General features: G+C 62.8%; 17 protein-coding genes and 5 tRNA genes. 6 read left to right on the forward strand and 16 right to left on the reverse strand.

The window, feature by feature from the left end; all coding sequences use genetic code 11:
- Positions 1 to 61 precede the first annotated feature (61 nt).
- Positions 62 to 2,500: a DNA polymerase II gene (locus AHA_RS10680; protein ID WP_164927637.1), complete on the forward strand. Its 2,439-nt coding sequence runs from the start codon at positions 62 to 64 to the stop codon at positions 2,498 to 2,500.
- A gap of 134 nt (positions 2,501 to 2,634) precedes the next feature.
- On the opposite strand, the gene AHA_RS10685 is transcribed toward AHA_RS10680, so the two are convergent.
- The 7 genes from AHA_RS10685 to AHA_RS10715 form a co-directional block, all read right to left on the reverse strand.
- Positions 2,635 to 2,711, reverse strand: a tRNA-Val gene (locus tag AHA_RS10685).
- Between the two features lie 37 nt (positions 2,712 to 2,748).
- Positions 2,749 to 2,825, reverse strand: a tRNA-Val gene (locus AHA_RS10690).
- Positions 2,826 to 2,946: 121 nt separating this feature from the next.
- Positions 2,947 to 3,023: transfer RNA gene (locus AHA_RS10695), tRNA-Val, on the reverse strand.
- Positions 3,024 to 3,040: 17 nt separating this feature from the next.
- Positions 3,041 to 3,117, reverse strand: a tRNA-Val gene (locus tag AHA_RS10700).
- A 12-nt stretch (positions 3,118 to 3,129) separates the two neighbouring features.
- Positions 3,130 to 3,206, reverse strand: a tRNA-Val gene (locus tag AHA_RS10705).
- Between the two features lie 160 nt (positions 3,207 to 3,366).
- Complete coding sequence (locus AHA_RS10710; RefSeq protein ID WP_011705975.1) at positions 3,367 to 4,746, reverse strand: MATE family efflux transporter; 1,380 nt, start codon at positions 4,744 to 4,746, stop codon at positions 3,367 to 3,369.
- 146 nt (positions 4,747 to 4,892) lie between these two features.
- On the reverse strand, positions 4,893 to 5,099 hold the full coding sequence (locus tag AHA_RS10715; protein WP_005301307.1) for a YaeP family protein: 207 nt from the start codon (positions 5,097 to 5,099) through the stop codon (positions 4,893 to 4,895).
- Positions 5,100 to 5,229: 130 nt separating this feature from the next.
- Between AHA_RS10715 and AHA_RS10720 the strand changes: the two genes are divergently transcribed.
- Positions 5,230 to 5,847 (forward strand): riboflavin synthase, encoded by a 618-nt coding sequence (locus AHA_RS10720; RefSeq protein ID WP_011705976.1) that lies wholly within the window; start codon positions 5,230 to 5,232, stop codon positions 5,845 to 5,847.
- Positions 5,848 to 5,936: 89 nt separating this feature from the next.
- On the opposite strand, the gene AHA_RS10725 is transcribed toward AHA_RS10720, so the two are convergent.
- From AHA_RS10725 to AHA_RS10740, 4 genes are all read right to left on the reverse strand, one after another.
- Entirely contained in the window at positions 5,937 to 6,140 is a 204-nt protein-coding gene (locus AHA_RS10725; protein ID WP_005301298.1) for a CPXCG motif-containing cysteine-rich protein, read from the reverse strand.
- A 138-nt stretch (positions 6,141 to 6,278) separates the two neighbouring features.
- Positions 6,279 to 6,938, reverse strand: coding sequence for a hexitol phosphatase HxpB (gene hxpB / locus AHA_RS10730; protein WP_011705977.1), 660 nt, complete (start codon positions 6,936 to 6,938; stop codon positions 6,279 to 6,281).
- 126 nt (positions 6,939 to 7,064) lie between these two features.
- Complete coding sequence (gene purT / locus AHA_RS10735; RefSeq protein ID WP_011705978.1) at positions 7,065 to 8,243, reverse strand: formate-dependent phosphoribosylglycinamide formyltransferase; 1,179 nt, start codon at positions 8,241 to 8,243, stop codon at positions 7,065 to 7,067.
- An 85-nt stretch (positions 8,244 to 8,328) separates the two neighbouring features.
- Positions 8,329 to 9,219 (reverse strand): DMT family transporter, encoded by an 891-nt coding sequence (locus AHA_RS10740; RefSeq protein WP_044801205.1) that lies wholly within the window; start codon positions 9,217 to 9,219, stop codon positions 8,329 to 8,331.
- Positions 9,220 to 9,444: 225 nt separating this feature from the next.
- Between AHA_RS10740 and AHA_RS10745 the strand changes: the two genes are divergently transcribed.
- On the forward strand, positions 9,445 to 10,032 hold the full coding sequence (locus AHA_RS10745) for an FMN-dependent NADH-azoreductase (RefSeq protein ID WP_164927638.1): 588 nt from the start codon (positions 9,445 to 9,447) through the stop codon (positions 10,030 to 10,032).
- 96 nt (positions 10,033 to 10,128) lie between these two features.
- Here the strand turns inward: AHA_RS10745 and AHA_RS10750 are convergent, their stop codons facing one another.
- The 4 genes from AHA_RS10750 to AHA_RS10765 all read right to left on the reverse strand — a co-directional run bounded on the left by AHA_RS10750 (position 10,129) and on the right by AHA_RS10765 (position 12,510).
- Positions 10,129 to 10,308, reverse strand: coding sequence for a hypothetical protein (locus AHA_RS10750; RefSeq protein WP_039214394.1), 180 nt, complete (start codon positions 10,306 to 10,308; stop codon positions 10,129 to 10,131).
- Between the two features lie 163 nt (positions 10,309 to 10,471).
- Complete coding sequence (locus AHA_RS10755; RefSeq protein WP_011705982.1) at positions 10,472 to 10,660, reverse strand: DUF4250 domain-containing protein; 189 nt, start codon at positions 10,658 to 10,660, stop codon at positions 10,472 to 10,474.
- Entirely contained in the window at positions 10,657 to 11,127 is a 471-nt protein-coding gene (locus AHA_RS10760) for a MarR family winged helix-turn-helix transcriptional regulator (protein ID WP_016350842.1), read from the reverse strand. Before AHA_RS10760 ends, AHA_RS10755 begins: the two co-directional genes overlap by 4 nt.
- 168 nt (positions 11,128 to 11,295) lie before the next feature.
- Positions 11,296 to 12,510 (reverse strand): UPF0149 family protein, encoded by a 1,215-nt coding sequence (locus tag AHA_RS10765; protein ID WP_011705984.1) that lies wholly within the window; start codon positions 12,508 to 12,510, stop codon positions 11,296 to 11,298.
- A 212-nt stretch (positions 12,511 to 12,722) separates the two neighbouring features.
- On the opposite strand from AHA_RS10765, the gene AHA_RS10770 reads away from it, so the two are divergent.
- Positions 12,723 to 13,595 (forward strand): CvfB family protein, encoded by an 873-nt coding sequence (locus AHA_RS10770; RefSeq protein WP_039214397.1) that lies wholly within the window; start codon positions 12,723 to 12,725, stop codon positions 13,593 to 13,595.
- Positions 13,596 to 13,907 carry a DUF1289 domain-containing protein gene (locus tag AHA_RS10775; RefSeq protein WP_011705987.1) on the forward strand — a complete coding sequence of 104 codons (312 nt, stop codon included), beginning with the start codon at positions 13,596 to 13,598 and terminating at the stop codon, positions 13,905 to 13,907.
- 41 nt (positions 13,908 to 13,948) lie between these two features.
- On the opposite strand, the gene AHA_RS10780 is transcribed toward AHA_RS10775, so the two are convergent.
- On the reverse strand, positions 13,949 to 14,272 hold the full coding sequence (locus tag AHA_RS10780; protein ID WP_016350838.1) for an HI1450 family dsDNA-mimic protein: 324 nt from the start codon (positions 14,270 to 14,272) through the stop codon (positions 13,949 to 13,951).
- 145 nt (positions 14,273 to 14,417) lie between these two features.
- On the opposite strand from AHA_RS10780, the gene AHA_RS21950 reads away from it, so the two are divergent.
- Positions 14,418 to 14,552 (forward strand): hypothetical protein, encoded by a 135-nt coding sequence (locus AHA_RS21950; protein ID WP_256681954.1) that lies wholly within the window; start codon positions 14,418 to 14,420, stop codon positions 14,550 to 14,552.
- Positions 14,553 to 14,570: the final 18 nt, after the last annotated feature.

A 14,570-nucleotide genomic window follows, 5' to 3' on the forward strand; every position in this document is an offset into this window, starting at 1 on the left:
ATGCCGATTGCAGCAAAGCACTGTATGAACGTACAATACTTCCATCTCCATGTTGATCCCGATGACTTGCATGACTGACCACCCGTCCATCCCATCCACTACACCGCCGCGAGACGGCTTTATTCTGACCCGTCACGGGCGGGATGTGCGCGGTCGCAACGGGCATGGCGAACGCACCGAGATCGTGATGTGGCTCTGGAGCTCGCAGGGGCCGGTGCGACTGGTGGTGCCGGGGCAGGAGCCGGTCTTCTTCCTGCCCCAGAGCCATATGGAAGAAGCCGCGGAGCTGTTCAAGGGGGCGGGGGTGAGCGGGCGGTTTCGCCGCCTGCCGATGCACACCTTCGACGGCCGCGCCGTGGTGGGCTGCTACTTTGCCACCTTGAGCGCCTTTCACCGCGCCATCGAGTTGCTGCTCATCCGCGGGCTGGAGCACTTCGAGGCGGATATCCGGCTGCCGGAGCGCTACCTGATGGAGCGTTTCATCACTGCCGGCGTGCGCTTCGAGGGGCGCACCCTCAAGAAAGGGGGCAAGCACGGCTACTGGGAGGTGAACGAGGCGCGCTGCGCGCCGCAGGCGGTGACGCCGACCCTCTCCTGGGTGTCGCTGGACGTGGAGTGCGCCATGGACGGGGCGCTTTTCTCGGTGGGGCTCTATAGCGAACAGGATGCGCGAGTCATCATGATCGGTACGCCGGAGGCGGATGCCGCCAGCTGGGGTACCCAGGTCGAATGGGTGGCGGACGAGAGCGCCCTGCTGAGTGCGCTGGAGCGCTGGTTTGTGCGGCACGACCCGGATCTGGTGATTGGCTGGAACGTGGTCAACTTCGACTTTCGCCTGCTGCTGCGCCGCGCCGAGCTCAACAAGCGGCGGCTGCGGCTGGGGCGCGGTCACGAGCTCTGCTTCTGGCGATCGTCGCGCAATGATCCCCAGAGCGGCAGCGTCATCATCCCCGGGCGCATGGTGCTGGACGGCATCGACACCCTCAAAAGCGCCACCTGGCAGTTTCCGAGCTACAGCCTGGATGCGGTGGCGAGCGAGTTGCTCGGCCGTGGCAAGGATATCGAGGATGTGGCCAACCGCGGGGAGAAGATCACCGAGCTGTTCCACTCCGACAAGGAGGCGCTGGCCCGCTACAACCTGGAAGATTGCCGGCTGGTGTGGGAGATCTTCGATTTCTGCCACCTCATCCCCTTTGCCATCGAGCGTGCCTCCCTCACCGGCCTTGAGCTGGACCGGGTAGGGGGCTCGGTGGCGGCGTTTACCAATCTCTATCTGCCGCGGCTGCATCGCGGCGGCTACGTGGCGCCCAATTTGCCGGCCGACGGCGGGCTGGCGAGCCCCGGTGGCTATGTGATGGACTCCAAACCCGGCCTCTATCGCCACGTGCTGGTGCTCGACTTCAAGAGCCTCTATCCCAGCATCATTCGCACTTTCTGCATCGATCCCATGGGGCTCATCGAGGGGCTGCAGCACCCCGACCACGCCATTGCGGGCTTTCGCGGCGCCCTGTTCTCCCGCGAGCGCCACTTCCTGCCGGATCTGATCGCCACCCTGTGGGCGGCACGGGATCGGGCCAAGGCCGCCAGCAACAAGGCGCTCTCCCAGGCCATCAAGATCATCATGAACTCCTTCTACGGGGTGCTGGGCTCGGGGGGCTGCCGCTTCTACGACCCGAGGCTTGCCTCCTCCATCACCCTGCGCGGTCACGGCATCATGCAGCAGACCCGGGAGTGGATCGAAGGGGAGGGCTTCGAGGTGATCTATGGCGACACCGACTCCACCTTCGTGCACCTGGGGCGGGATGCCAGCCCCGAGCAGGCGGACGAGATTGGTCGGCGGCTGGCGAAGATGATCAACGACAACTGGGCGGCACTGATCAAGCGCGAGTTCAACCTGCCGAGCTATCTGGAGATCCAGTACGAGACTCACTATCGCCGTTTCTTGATGCCCACCATTCGCGGGCTGGAGAAGGGGAGCAAGAAGCGCTATGCCGGGCTGGTGGCAGGCCATCAGGCAGGTGAAGAGGAGCAGCTGGTGTTCAAGGGGCTCGAGTCGGTGCGCACCGACTGGACGCCTCTTGCCAAGGCGTTTCAGACCCGCCTCTACGAAATGGTGTTTCACGACCAGGATCCCAGCGGCTATGTGCGCATCATGGTGGACGAGACCCGGGCCGGCCAGCACGACGAGCTGTTGGTCTATCGCAAGCGGCTGCGCCAGAAACTCGAGGAGTATCAGAAGAACGTGCCACCCCATGTGCGGGCGGCGCGCCTGGCGGACGAGGAGAACCTGCGCCGCGGCCTGCCCCAGCGCTATCAGCATCGGGGCTCCATCGCCTACCTGATGACCCTCAATGGCCCCGAGCCGCTGGAATACCGGCGCAGCGCCATCGACTACGAGCACTACATCGACAAGCAGTTAAGGCCCATTGCCGATGCGATCCTCCCCTTTATTGGCGAGTCGTTCGAGCGGATCTGCGGCCAGCAGCTCGATCTCTTTTAAGCTGTGTGGAGTTGGCGGGGAGGTTGGCCTGCTAGGCACGATTGAGCGTATGGCGGCTGCCGCCGTGCGGACGTCGGGAGAAGCTGGAAAGGGGAAATGCAAAAAGCCCGCTCGAGGAGCGGGCTTTGCTAATCTGGTGCGTCCTAGTGGATTCGAACCACCGACCCCCACCATGTCAAGGTGATGCTCTAACCAGCTGAGCTAAGGACGCAGGGTGCGCAAGGCGACTTTATCTGATTGCAGGGGAGTGGTGGGTTTAATTGGATTCGAACCAACGACCCCTACCATGTCAAGGTAGTGCTCTAACCAACTGAGCTATAAACCCACATCTGTGTTCAATTGGATTCGAACCAACGACATCGCCTACGCCATGTCAAAGTACTGTTCTAACCAACTGAGCTATAAGCCTGTATCAAACTTATATCTGCAATATATTCAAACTGTTATGGTGCGTCCTAGTGGATTCGAACCACCGACCCCCACCATGTCAAGGTGATGCTCTAACCAGCTGAGCTAAGGACGCATAACAGGTTTCCATGATGGTGCGTCCTAGTGGATTCGAACCACCGACCCCCACCATGTCAAGGTGGTGCTCTAACCAGCTGAGCTAAGGACGCATCACGGAAAAGTGGTGGGTTTAATTGGATTCGAACCAACGACCCCTACCATGTCAAGGTAGTGCTCTAACCAACTGAGCTATAAACCCACTTTGCAAACCGGGTCAGAAACCCGTTTCACCACACCAGCACTGCTGGCGTGGTCGGCATACTACCCATGCCCCCCAAGGCTGTCAACAGGCCGCACGCACAAAGCAGACTGTTTGCCCAGTTCTTGCGCAGCCTGTTGATTTTGCAGGCGAGTTTGCCCTATTGCGCCTTGGAGAGGGCGCTGCAGGCCTCCGGGCTGGCAAAGCGGCCATAGATATGACGCAGGCGGGCACCCAGCATCAGGGCGGCGCCGGTCAGGCCGACGATGAAACCGATCCAGAAGCCCTGCGGCCCCATGCGCGGCACCAGCCAGTCGGTCAGCCCCAGGATCATGCCGGTGGGCAGCCCCAGTCCCCAGTAGGCGACGATGGTGACGTAGAAGATCGCCTTGGTGTCCTTGTAACCGCGCAGGGCGGCTGCGGCCACCACCTGCACCGAGTCGGAGATCTGATAGATGGCGGCGAAGAACAGCAGTATGGCCGCGAGGGTGATCACCTGCAGGTCGTCGGTGTAGATACTGGCGATATGCTCGCGCAGCAGCACGGTGAGGGCGGCGGTGCCGGCAGCCACCGCCATGCCCAGCATCAGGCCGGTGCGGGCGGCGACGCGGGCGTGCTCGGGCTGACCCTCGCCGATGCTGTGGCCGACCCGGATGGTGACACCCACCCCAATCGACAAGGGCAGCATAAACACCAGGCTGGAGAAGTTGAGGGCTATCTGGTGGCTCGCCACCGTCTCGGCACCGAAGGGGGCCAGCATCAGGGCCACCACGGTGAACAGGGTCACCTCGCAGAAGATGGCCATGGCGATGGGAAAGCCCAAGCGGAACAGGCGCCAGATCCGGCTGCCATTGGGGCGGGCGAGCCGGGAGAAGAGGTTGATCTCCTTGAAGTGGGAGGAGAGCTTCACATAGACGATCATCGCCAGCAGCATGGCCCACAGCACGATGGCGGTGGCCACGCCGCAGCCGACCCCGCCGAGCTTGGGCATGCCGAGGTGACCGTGGATGAAGACATAGTTGGCGGGGATGTTGACCGCCAGCCCCACGAAGCCGATCACCATGGTCGGCATGGTGTGGGAGAGCCCTTCGCTGAAGTTGCGCAGCACCTGGAACAGCACGAAGGCGGGCAGGCCCCACATGATGGCGTGCAAAAAGCCGGTGGTCTTGGCGGCCATGACGGGATCCACCTTCATCAGGTGCAGCGCCAGCGGGCTGAAATAGAGCGCCAGCATGGCGATCGGGATCACCATCAGCGCCAGCCAGAAGCCCTGATGCACGGCGGGACGTACCTCGTCCCGCTTGCGGGCCCCGTTGAGCTGGGAGACGATGGGGGTGAGCGCCATGATGATGCCCTGGGTCAGCAAGATGATCGGTAGCCAGAAACTGGAGGCCACCGACACCGCAGCGAGATCCACGGCGCTGACCTGGCCCGCCATCACGGTATCGACGAAGCTCATGGCGACCTGGGCCACCTGGGCCACCAGAATGGGACTGGCTAGACGAACGAGTTGCCTCGCCTCGGACCAATAACGTTGCACTGACACCTCCGAGTGGATCAGATAAAGCGTAAAAAGAGCGGGTAGCGGGAAGAGCCTTTGCACTCCCGAAACGGGAATGCAAAGTGCGGGGGGGTCATTCTAGCCTGAAATTCATCCGGGACGAAACGTTTGGCGCAAGGGCCGGATCAGGCGTCTTCGTGATCGCTGATCAGCAGGTTGGCGGCGGCGTAGGCGGCCTGTTCGCGCAGATCCGCCGGCACCCGCTCGTCCGATGCCACGGCGTTGAGCGCCCTGATGGTGGCGGCAATGGCCTGCGGCACATAGCCCTGCTCCCCGGAGCCAATCTGGTTGTAGGCGATGCGAATGGCCTCACAGCATTGATATACCTGCATTTTTATTTCCTTGTCAGCGCTGGTTTGAATGCCGTCACTATAGCGATCGGCCGCCCGCTTGTCAGCCAGCGCGCTTGTCTGGGGCCCGGGGCGAGGTTACCCTGCCTTTTTTCGTAGCAGGAGACGAGACATGTTCACCGGCATAGTACAGGGGACCGCCGAACTGGTGGCCATCGACGAGCTGCCCAACTTTCGTACCCACGTGATCCGCATGCCGAGCCCGGCCTGGGGCGAGGGGCTGGTGCTGGGCGCCTCCGTGGCCCACAACGGCTGCTGCCTGACCGTCACCCGGGTCGAGGGAGAGCTGGTCAGCTTCGATCTGATGCAGGAGACCCTGCGCCTCACCAACCTCGGCCAGCTGCAGCCGGGGGACAAGGTCAACGTGGAGCGGGCTGCCCGCTTTGGCGACGAGATTGGCGGCCACGCCATGTCCGGCCACATCATGGGCACCGCACAGGTGGTCTCGGTCATCGACACCCCCAACAACCGGCAGGTGTGGTATCGCCTCGCCCCAACGCTTATGAAATACGTGCTGACCAAGGGTTACATCGGCATCGACGGCATCAGCCTCACCGTGGGGGAAGTGCGCGGCAACGAGTTCTGCGTCAATCTCATTCCCGAGACGCTGGCCCGCACCAACCTGGGTTGGGTCAAAGCCGGCTGGCACACCAATATCGAGATTGACCCCCAGACCCAGGCCATCGTTGACACGGTGGAGCGGGTACTGGCGGCCCGTCAGCCGGGGTAAGCTGACCAACGCGCCCTCAGGGATTTGCCATAGAAAAGGGCCTGCATCATGCAGGCCCTTGGCTATCTGGTGGGTGGGTTCACTGGCAGTCAGAACATCTGTTCGTCGTCTGCGTCCACAAACAGTTGCAGGCAGTCGCGCGCCTCATCCCGGTGCAGTCGCAGGTGGATGGGGTTGCAGCAGGCCATGCAATCCTCGTAGAACTCCTGATCCCCCTGGCTGGCATCCAGCTCGACCCGGGTATGATGGCCACAGTGGGGGCAGACGATGCGCTTGCTGGTGTACTCGATCATGATGACCTCCTCGGGCCCGTGGGCCGCCTATCTCCCCTGATTCTAGTTGGTTCGCACTGCCCTGACCGCGAGCAAGCGCACGTTTATGACCGGGATCAAGGGAGGCAGGAGGTCAGTCCGACAGCACCTGCCTGTTGTTTACTTGACCCAGCTGGCCAGCATCGGGGCATCCAGCTCGCGCAGGGAGAAGAGCTGATGATCGGCAATGGCCAGACGGGGATCGCCCACCAGCGCGGGGTCCGGCACGATCAGCGCCTTCATGGAGGCCGCCTTGGCCGCCAGCAGGCCGGTGAAGCTGTCTTCGATGGCCAGGCAATGCACCGGCTCCACCCCCAGCTTCTCGGCGGCGTGGATATAGACATCCGGATGCGGCTTGCCGAAGCGCTCCACCTCGGCGGAGTGGACCGCCAGGAAGCGATCGCGAATACCGAGCTTGCCGAGCACCGCTTCTACCATGGCAAAGGGGGAGGAGGTCGCCAGACCTATTTTAAGGCCTCGCGCCTCGATGAGATCGAGCGCCTCCAGCACGCCGGCCTTGGCCTGACCTTCGGAGAGGATCAGCGCGTTGACCCGATCCAGAATGCGCTGCACCACCTCTTCCTGGCTGGGGCCACTCCAGGGACGCAGGCGATACCAGTGGGCCACCAGCTGATCGATGCGCACGCCGATGGTCGATTCGCAATCTTCCACCGTGTGGGGGTGACCCAGCTCGGAGAACACGGCCATCTGGGCCCGTTGCCAAAAGGGTTCCGAGTCGATCAGAACACCATCCATATCGAAGATCACGGCAGTTAACATCTTGTACTCCTGACATAGGTGAAGGGGGGATTATAAGCGAGGCGCCTCAATGCAAAAGGGGCATTGCCATGCCCCTTGCGCCGGATCACGCAGGCAAACGTTTGTTTGTGCGAGACAAAAAAGTGGTCAGAAGAGCACGTCCACCCTGGCGGCCACCGCTTTGGCCTGCTCGACGGCGGTGGGGCAATCTTCAGCCCGGGCCAGCGCGACGCCTAGACGGCGGCGACCGGCAATCTCCGGCTTGCCAAACAGCCGCAACTGGGCGCCTGGCACCAGAGCCAATGCCTCGCCAATCCCCTGATAACGAATGTCCTGGCTGTGACCTTCGCGCAGCACCACGGCGGAGGCGCTCGGCCCGTACTGGGTGATGGTGCCGACCGGCAGCCCCAGAATGGCGCGCACGTGCAGGGCAAACTCGGAGAGATCCTGAGAAATCAGGGTCACCATGCCGGTGTCGTGCGGACGTGGCGAGACCTCGCTGAACCACACCTCGTCACCCTTGATGAAGAGCTCGACCCCAAACAGGCCGTAACCACCGAGGGCTTCTACCACTTTGGCAGCTACCTCTTTGGAGCGGGCCAGCGCCTGCTCGCTCATGGCTTGCGGCTGCCAGGATTCGCGGTAGTCGCCATCTTCCTGCCGATGGCCGATGGGCTGGCAGAAGTGGATGCCGTCGACGGCGCGCACCGTGAGCAGGGTGATCTCGTACTCGAAGGGGACGAAGCCCTCGACGATCACCTTGCCACGACCGGCGCGACCGCCCTCCTGGGCATGGGTCCAGCTCTCGTCGAGCTTGGCGAGATCGCGCAGCACGCTCTGGCCCTTGCCGGACGAGCTCATCACCGGCTTCACCACGCAGGGCAGACCGATGGTGTCAACGGCGGCGACGAACTCCTCCTTGCTCTGGGCAAAGTGGTAGGGGGAGGTGGGCAGGCCCAGGGTCTCGGCGGCGAGGCGACGGATCCCCTCCCGGTTCATGGTGAGCTGGGTGGCGCGGGCGTTCGGCACCACCTTGACACCTTCCTGCTCCAGGGCGGCCAGGGTATCGGTGGCGATGGCTTCAAGCTCGGGGATGATCAGATCCGGTTTGACCTCGTTGACCAGGGCACGCAGGGCGGCGCCGTCCAGCATGTCCAGCACATGGGCTTTGTGCGCCACCTGCATGGCGGGGGCATCGGCATAGCGGTCGGCGGCGATCACCTCGATGCCGAAGCGTTGCAGCTCGATGGCGACCTCCTTGCCAAGTTCGCCGGAGCCCAGCAGCAGGGCGCGGGTGGCGCCGGGGCGGGTAGCGGTTCCAAACATGTGATCTCTCCTGATGTCGTGGGTGATGGTTGATGGCCGCTATTGCGCGAATAGCGGGCAAAAAAAGAGGCACGCATGGCGTACCTCAGGAAACGGATTTGTGGGCGCGCTGCTCCAGATGGGTGAGCAGGGTGATGGCGCCGATGATGATGGCGGCCCCGAGCCACAATCGGCCGGGCGGCGCCCAGCCAAACACCAGCCAGCCGGCCAGCACGTTCATCGGCAGCTTGGCAAAATCAAAAGGTTGCACGAACGAAGCCTCGGCCACGCTGTAGGCGCGCGCGATGGACATCTGGGCCAGTGCCGACAGCACCCCTGACACGGCCACCAGCAGCCACTGGGTTTCGCTCGGCCACTGCCACTCCGGCAGCGCCAGCATGGCGTTGAACGGGGTGCTGAAGATGAGCAGGTAGACGACGATGGTGTGGGACGACTCGCTCGCCGCCTGATAGCGCACCAGCAAGGAGTAGCCGGCCCAGAACAGCGCCGCCGCCACCGGCAGCAGGGAGGCCCAGCTGAAATCGTCGGTCCAGGGGGCCAGGATCAGCATGGCGCCGACAAAGCCGGCCAGGGTCGCCAGAATGCGGGCCCGGCTCACCTGCTCTTTGAGAAAGAGCGCCGACCCCAGGGTGGCAAACAGTGGTGACGTCATCAGCAGCGCGATGCCCTGCCAGATGGGCACGGGCACCGCCAGCGCCCACAGCCAGAACTGGATGCCGACCACCGCGAGAGCGACCCGCAGCAGGTGCAGCCGCAGCTGGTTGGTCATCAGCGACTGGCGCAGACCGTGACGAATGAGCCAGGGCAGCAGGCAGACCAGGGCAATCAGATATTGATGGAAGGCGACCTGGGTCGAAGGGAGGCCGAGCTTGAAGCTGACATACTGGCTCAGGCTGTTGACGGCGGCGAAGCAGAGGCCCGCTACCATCATCCAGACTGCACCGGCAAAGGGAGAGTGCCTGCGCGAGGGTGTCATGGGATCCGGAACGCTGAAAAAAGTGCGGCGGATCATAACGGCAATCGTTTGTTCTGCCAAGCCTTGGCGGGACGGGGGAGCAGTGGCTGGCGAGAGAGTGAGCTAACATCAAATATTTTGAATAAGTTGAGCATCTATTTTCGCTATCTGTATAGAAGCCCAATGTTTAGAGTGACCTCCATCGACAGCACCGCTGTTCAACCGACAACCAAATGGAGTTTTACCATGGCCAACATCCTCGTACTCAAGTCCAGCATCCTGGGCCAATATTCCCAATCCAACGCCCTGATCGACGGCTTCCTGGCCGACCATCCGTCCGACACCGTCACCGTGCGTGATCTGGCGTCCCTGAACCTGCCGGTACTGGATGGCGAGCTGGCCATGGGCCTGCGCGGTGGTGAGAACCTCAATGATCGTCAACTGGCCGTGCTGGCCCAGTCCGACGAGCTGGTCGCCGAATTGAAGGCAAGCGATCTGGTGGTGATTGCCGCCCCCATGTACAACTTCAACATCCCGACCCAGCTGAAGAACTGGATCGATCTGGTGGCCCGCGCCGGCGTTACCTTCCGTTACACCGAAACCGGTCCGGTCGGCCTGGTGGAAAACACCCGCGCCCTGGTGATCAGCCCCCGCGGCGGCATGCACGTCGGCAGCGCCACCGATCTGGTGACCCCCTACATGCGTACCGTGCTGGGCTTCATCGGCATCAAGGAGGTGGATTTCATCTACGCCGAAGGCATGGGCATGGGCCCGGATGCCCAGGCCAAGGGCATCGAGCAGGCCAAAGGCCAGCTGGAGACCCTGGCACTCTGATCAAGACGGCAATTTGCCAGACGTCAGAAAGCGACAACGCAGCCCTCGGGCTGCGTTGTCTGTTTTGGGGCCTTGTGGCGAATGGGGCCGGGTAGGTCAATCCCGCAGAAAGCGGCGACAGCCGCTGCCGACCATCAGGCAGACCGCCACCAGGGAGCCCAGCAGCAGGGTGGTGAGCCACTGCTCGGCGCTGTCGGGCAGGCGCGGTGACAAGAGGCTGATCATCAGCAGGGCACAGAGGGTGATCAGGCTGGTCGGGCGGGTCAGGAACATCATGGGTCATCCTTGGCTGCGGCTGGTGAATAGAAGGCTAACCGCGGTCTATGACAGCAAGATGTATCCGTACCTCTTGCCGCAGGTCAGTTGACCGGGGTAGCCATCACCATAGCAGCTTTTGCCGCCGGAGCCAGCGGCATGGGCCGGGTTGTGATCCGGATCCCTATCTGAACTGCTTCTGATCTTCCTGATAGTGGAAATTACCGCTGGCCAGCCTGGCGACCAGCGCCGCCTTGTCGAGATCCTGCGCCTTGCAGAGATCATCGAGATCATCGAAGCGATCACGCAGCTGCATGTTGACCAGGCTCAGCAGCATGTTGACGTCCATGGTGGCAAAGTTGTTCAGGTTCATGAGGGTCGCTCGCTATCCAGCAGGTGAAGTTGTTCGATGGCGTCGCTGACGCTTTGCAGGTGCAGACGAATGGATTGACGCGCCTCGGCCGGCAGGTAGTCGGTGAGGGTGTGCTGCCAGCTGCCCGCTTCGGTCTTGAGCTGCTGGAACAGGGTGAGCCCCGCCTGGGTGAAGGAGACCAGGCTGACCCGCTTGTCGTGTTCGCTGCTCTCGGTAAAGAGGATCCCTTTCTCCACCAGCCGGTGAATTTCGCGGGAGATCCGCACCTTGTCCATCCCGCTCGCCTCGACCAGCTCTTTCTGGCTGATGGGGTAGTTGGGGCCGAGCACCATCATCAGGCGCCATTGGGGCACCGTCAGCTGATAGCGCTGCTGGTAAAACTGCTCAAAGGTGTCGCGCACCATCTCGGCGGCGTGAACCAGCTGATAGGGGGGATAGTGGGCAAGCAGCTCTATGATCTTTGACATATGACATCCTGCTGTGACGGCTGCATCGGGTGCAGTTTCTCTTGATACTTTGGCCTTGATGATACGTAACACAAGGCCGTTTGTCTGAACATGCACCAGAGAAATGTGCGGTTGCGCACGTCATCCGCCGCAACCGGGTCTGTTCGAGGCTGGTTTTGTGGCTGCGGCTCAGCCTTTGCGCAGCCAGATCAAGGCGTTGTGCTTGAGCCAGGCGTCGCGGCTTTGCAGGGTGTAGAGCGCGGCCTCGTCGCGACTGCCCGCCTGCCAGCTGTGGGGCTCCTGTTTGGGCAGTTTGCGCTGGCCCAGCAGACAGGCCGGCACATGGGCGTTGGCCTTGATGGCGGCGCTCAGCAGCGGCTGTGCGGCCTCGGCCCCCGCGCAGACGAACGTCATCAGCGCCTTGTTGTAGAGCAGCCAGCTGGAGGCTTCATCAAAGCGCACCAGCAATGCCTGCAGCGCCTGCCACTCCCCTTGCAGGGCATAGAGGCTGGAGAGGGGATAGCGGCAACCCAGCTCGTCGGCCACACACAGCTCGAGCAGCGCCAGATATTCGCTGCGCGCCTGTTCCAGCTGGCCGAGACGCAGCAGGCAGTCGGCCCGCCCGGCCCGGGCGGCCAGCAGCGGGCGCGCTTCGTGGGCACTCCAGCCATGGCCGGCAATCTGCTGCCAGAAGGCGGCGTCGAACAGCGGCTCGGCGTCGGCGATCACCTTGTCAAACCAGCCGAGACGGCTGTGCAGATCGCGACTGGCATCGGCCCGTTCGAACCACTGTTGCCACTGCTCGGCCTGCTCGCTGTCCAGCGCCAGCTCCGAGCTTGGCACGGCCTGATACTCATCCAGTTGCAGCAGCTGGTTGAGGGCGGTTTTCATGTTCTGGCGCTGGCGCTTGCAGAACTCCATGAAGGGGAGGTCGCTGCCGGCGGCCGAGTGCAGCATCTGGGCCATGGGTTTGTCGCGAAACAGGCTCAGCTCGGCGGCCAGGCTGAAACGGTACTGGGTGGTCGGGTCGTTCAGATCCTTGGGCTTGGGCCAGGTGGCAAAGCCCTGGCTGAAGCCGTAGCACCACTGACCGAGCGGGTGACTCTGCTCGAAGACCTGCTCCGGACTCTCGGTGGAGAGGCGGCACTGGCTCGGCAGGGCGAGCTGGGCCTCATCGGCCTGGGCTTCCAGCTCGGCGATCAGATGGTGCAGCGCGTCGCGGCTCTTCTCATCCAGCTCGGCGTCATGGGGCAACAGACCGGCCAGCGGGGCCTGCCAGTTAGGGGCATCCGGCCCGACCAGGCGGGCACACAAAAAGCCGTGCAGCGCCGGGTAGGTCATGTCCTGCCCACTGTGGGTCTGGATCCATTGATTGAGATGACGGGTACGAGTGGATGGATTCATCGACAGTTCCTCTGGATTTTGACAGCGGCGAAGTCTACCCAAAAGTGGGGTTATTTGCAGCTAAAGGGCGGCTGACTGGCGATTATATCGCCGTAAAGCGGCCAAAAGGCCCTGAAAATCACCCGCGAACCGGGCAAGGGACTAGGCCCTGTTACCGCTCTTGGGGTAACATGCGCGCCCATACGGACAATGAAAAATTGGCCATCCGGACAATGAAAGAAGAGAACACCATGCTACAGATTGGCAAGATGAACACCCTTACCGTAGTCGAGCTCGAAGAGCGCGGCGCCTGGCTTGCGGCCGACGAATATGGCGAGCTGCTGCTGCCCAAACGCCAACTGCCGGAAGGGGTGGCCGAGGGCAGTGAGGTCAAGGTCTTCCTCTATCTGGATGCCGACTGCGAGCCGGTGATCACCACCGACAAGCCGTTTGCCATGGTGGACGACATCGTCGGCCTCAAGGTGGTCAATGCCAACAAGATTGGCGCCTTCCTCGACTGGGGCATGAAGAAGGATCTGTTCGTGCCGACCCGTGAGCAGAACAAACCGATGCAGGTGGGCCACGTCTATCTGGTGCGGCTGATGCTCGATCACGAGGGCCGCATGGTGGGCACCAGCCGCCTCGAGCGCTTCCTGCGCACCGACAAGCCCCCCTTCAAGGCGGGTGACGAAGTGACTGCCCTGCCCGGCGAGCGCACGCCGCTCGGCATCAAGGCCATCGTCAACGGCGAATACGCCGGCATGCTGTTCAAGAACGAGGTGTTCGGCCGGGTCACCACGGGCCGGCCGCTGACCGCCTGGGTCAAGCAGGTGCGTGACGACGGCAAGCTGGATCTGACCCTGCAAAAGCCGGGCATGGCGCGGATGGACGATGCCGGCGAGCTGATCCTGGCCCGCCTCAAGAAGCAGGGCGGCAGTCTGGCGGTGGGTGACAAGAGCGAACCCGAGCTCATCTACAAGCTGCTTGGCATGAGCAAGGGCACCTTCAAGAAGGCCATCGGCGGCCTCTACAAGCAGGGCAAGATTGTGCTCGAGGACAACTGCATCACGCTCGTGGCTGCCGATAACGCGCCGGATGGCGAATAAGTGCCGAGCCCCTGCATTGGTCATTGCCAGGCAAAGGATGGCCTCTGTCTTGGCTGTGGCCGTACCCTGACCGAGATAGGTCGCTGGTCCGCCATGGACAGTGACGCCCAGCTGGCGGTAATGGCGCAGCTGGACGGTTCAACCAGTACCCACCGCTGTCCCGGCTGCGGTGAGCCGGCATTTTGCACCGTGTCAGCCGGCGCGACCATCGCCGAGTGCTGGTGCAGCCAGTTGCCGGCCCTGCCCATGGGGGAGGCCAGCGCCTGCTGGTGCCGCCGCTGTCTGGTCAAGGCCATGGCGGCCCGTCCCTGAGGGGCTTTGCAGAAAAGAGAAAGGCGCCGAGGGCGCCTTTTTTATGCCTGTTGCTGGCGGTGCCAGCGCACATGGACATCGTGCTCATTGAGATGGCGGGGCAGCAGGAAGGTGGCAAAAATCACCTCAAACTCCTCCTGATGATCCAGCAAGCCGACCCACACCTCGACCCAGCGCTCCATGTCGACCGGCACACCGAGTTCGGCTGACCAGTCGGCGTTGGGCAGGGTCGCCTCGACGGCGCCACGCTGTTCGAACTCCAGGGTGATGTCGACGATTTGTTCGGGGGCCAGCATGTCTGCGGCCTGCTCAAGAAACTGATCATAGGCCCATTCGACCAGTTGATCCGGGGTACGCTGTTCCATGAAATCACTCCAGATACATCGAGGTTCGCTACTGTAGCAATTATTGGCGGTGGCGGCCAGACCAGTGGGCATGGTGCGCCGGGTCTGGGCAAGGGCGCCGGCAAAGGGGTATGGTTGAAGGGGGCGAGGGCAAGGGAGAGGTGCCATGAAACGACGGACAAGGCGACAGCAGATCAAACGGCGGCGAGAGGCCTGGTGGTGGCACTATCTGCCGCTGCACCGGGGTACCATAGGCGGCCATCTGGGCCCGCCGGCAGACGACCCGGCCGCCGGCAGTTGAGCCTTGGCGGCCGGCTGG

The organism is Aeromonas hydrophila subsp. hydrophila ATCC 7966, from assembly GCF_000014805.1.
Taxonomy (GTDB): domain Bacteria; phylum Pseudomonadota; class Gammaproteobacteria; order Enterobacterales; family Aeromonadaceae; genus Aeromonas; species Aeromonas hydrophila.

Coding starts and splice junctions, on each gene's coding strand:
- AHA_RS10725 (WP_005301298.1), bottom strand. CDS start 6,140: ATGATCGAGTACACCAGCAAGCGCATCGTCTGCCCCCACTGTGGCCAT.
- AHA_RS10750 (WP_039214394.1), bottom strand. CDS start 10,308: ATGATGTTCCTGACCCGCCCGACCAGCCTGATCACCCTCTGTGCCCTG.
- AHA_RS10745 (WP_164927638.1), top strand. CDS start 9,445: ATGGCCAACATCCTCGTACTCAAGTCCAGCATCCTGGGCCAATATTCC.
- AHA_RS10780 (WP_016350838.1), bottom strand. CDS start 14,272: ATGGAACAGCGTACCCCGGATCAACTGGTCGAATGGGCCTATGATCAG.
- AHA_RS10760 (WP_016350842.1), bottom strand. CDS start 11,127: ATGTCAAAGATCATAGAGCTGCTTGCCCACTATCCCCCCTATCAGCTG.
- purT (WP_011705978.1), bottom strand. CDS start 8,243: ATGTTTGGAACCGCTACCCGCCCCGGCGCCACCCGCGCCCTGCTGCTG.
- AHA_RS10770 (WP_039214397.1), top strand. CDS start 12,723: ATGAAAGAAGAGAACACCATGCTACAGATTGGCAAGATGAACACCCTT.
- AHA_RS10755 (WP_011705982.1), bottom strand. CDS start 10,660: ATGAACCTGAACAACTTTGCCACCATGGACGTCAACATGCTGCTGAGC.
- AHA_RS10740 (WP_044801205.1), bottom strand. CDS start 9,219: ATGACACCCTCGCGCAGGCACTCTCCCTTTGCCGGTGCAGTCTGGATG.
- AHA_RS10680 (WP_164927637.1), top strand. CDS start 62: ATGACTTGCATGACTGACCACCCGTCCATCCCATCCACTACACCGCCG.
- AHA_RS10715 (WP_005301307.1), bottom strand. CDS start 5,099: ATGCAGGTATATCAATGCTGTGAGGCCATTCGCATCGCCTACAACCAG.
- AHA_RS10765 (WP_011705984.1), bottom strand. CDS start 12,510: ATGAATCCATCCACTCGTACCCGTCATCTCAATCAATGGATCCAGACC.
- AHA_RS21950 (WP_256681954.1), top strand. CDS start 14,418: ATGAAACGACGGACAAGGCGACAGCAGATCAAACGGCGGCGAGAGGCC.
- AHA_RS10720 (WP_011705976.1), top strand. CDS start 5,230: ATGTTCACCGGCATAGTACAGGGGACCGCCGAACTGGTGGCCATCGAC.
- hxpB (WP_011705977.1), bottom strand. CDS start 6,938: ATGTTAACTGCCGTGATCTTCGATATGGATGGTGTTCTGATCGACTCG.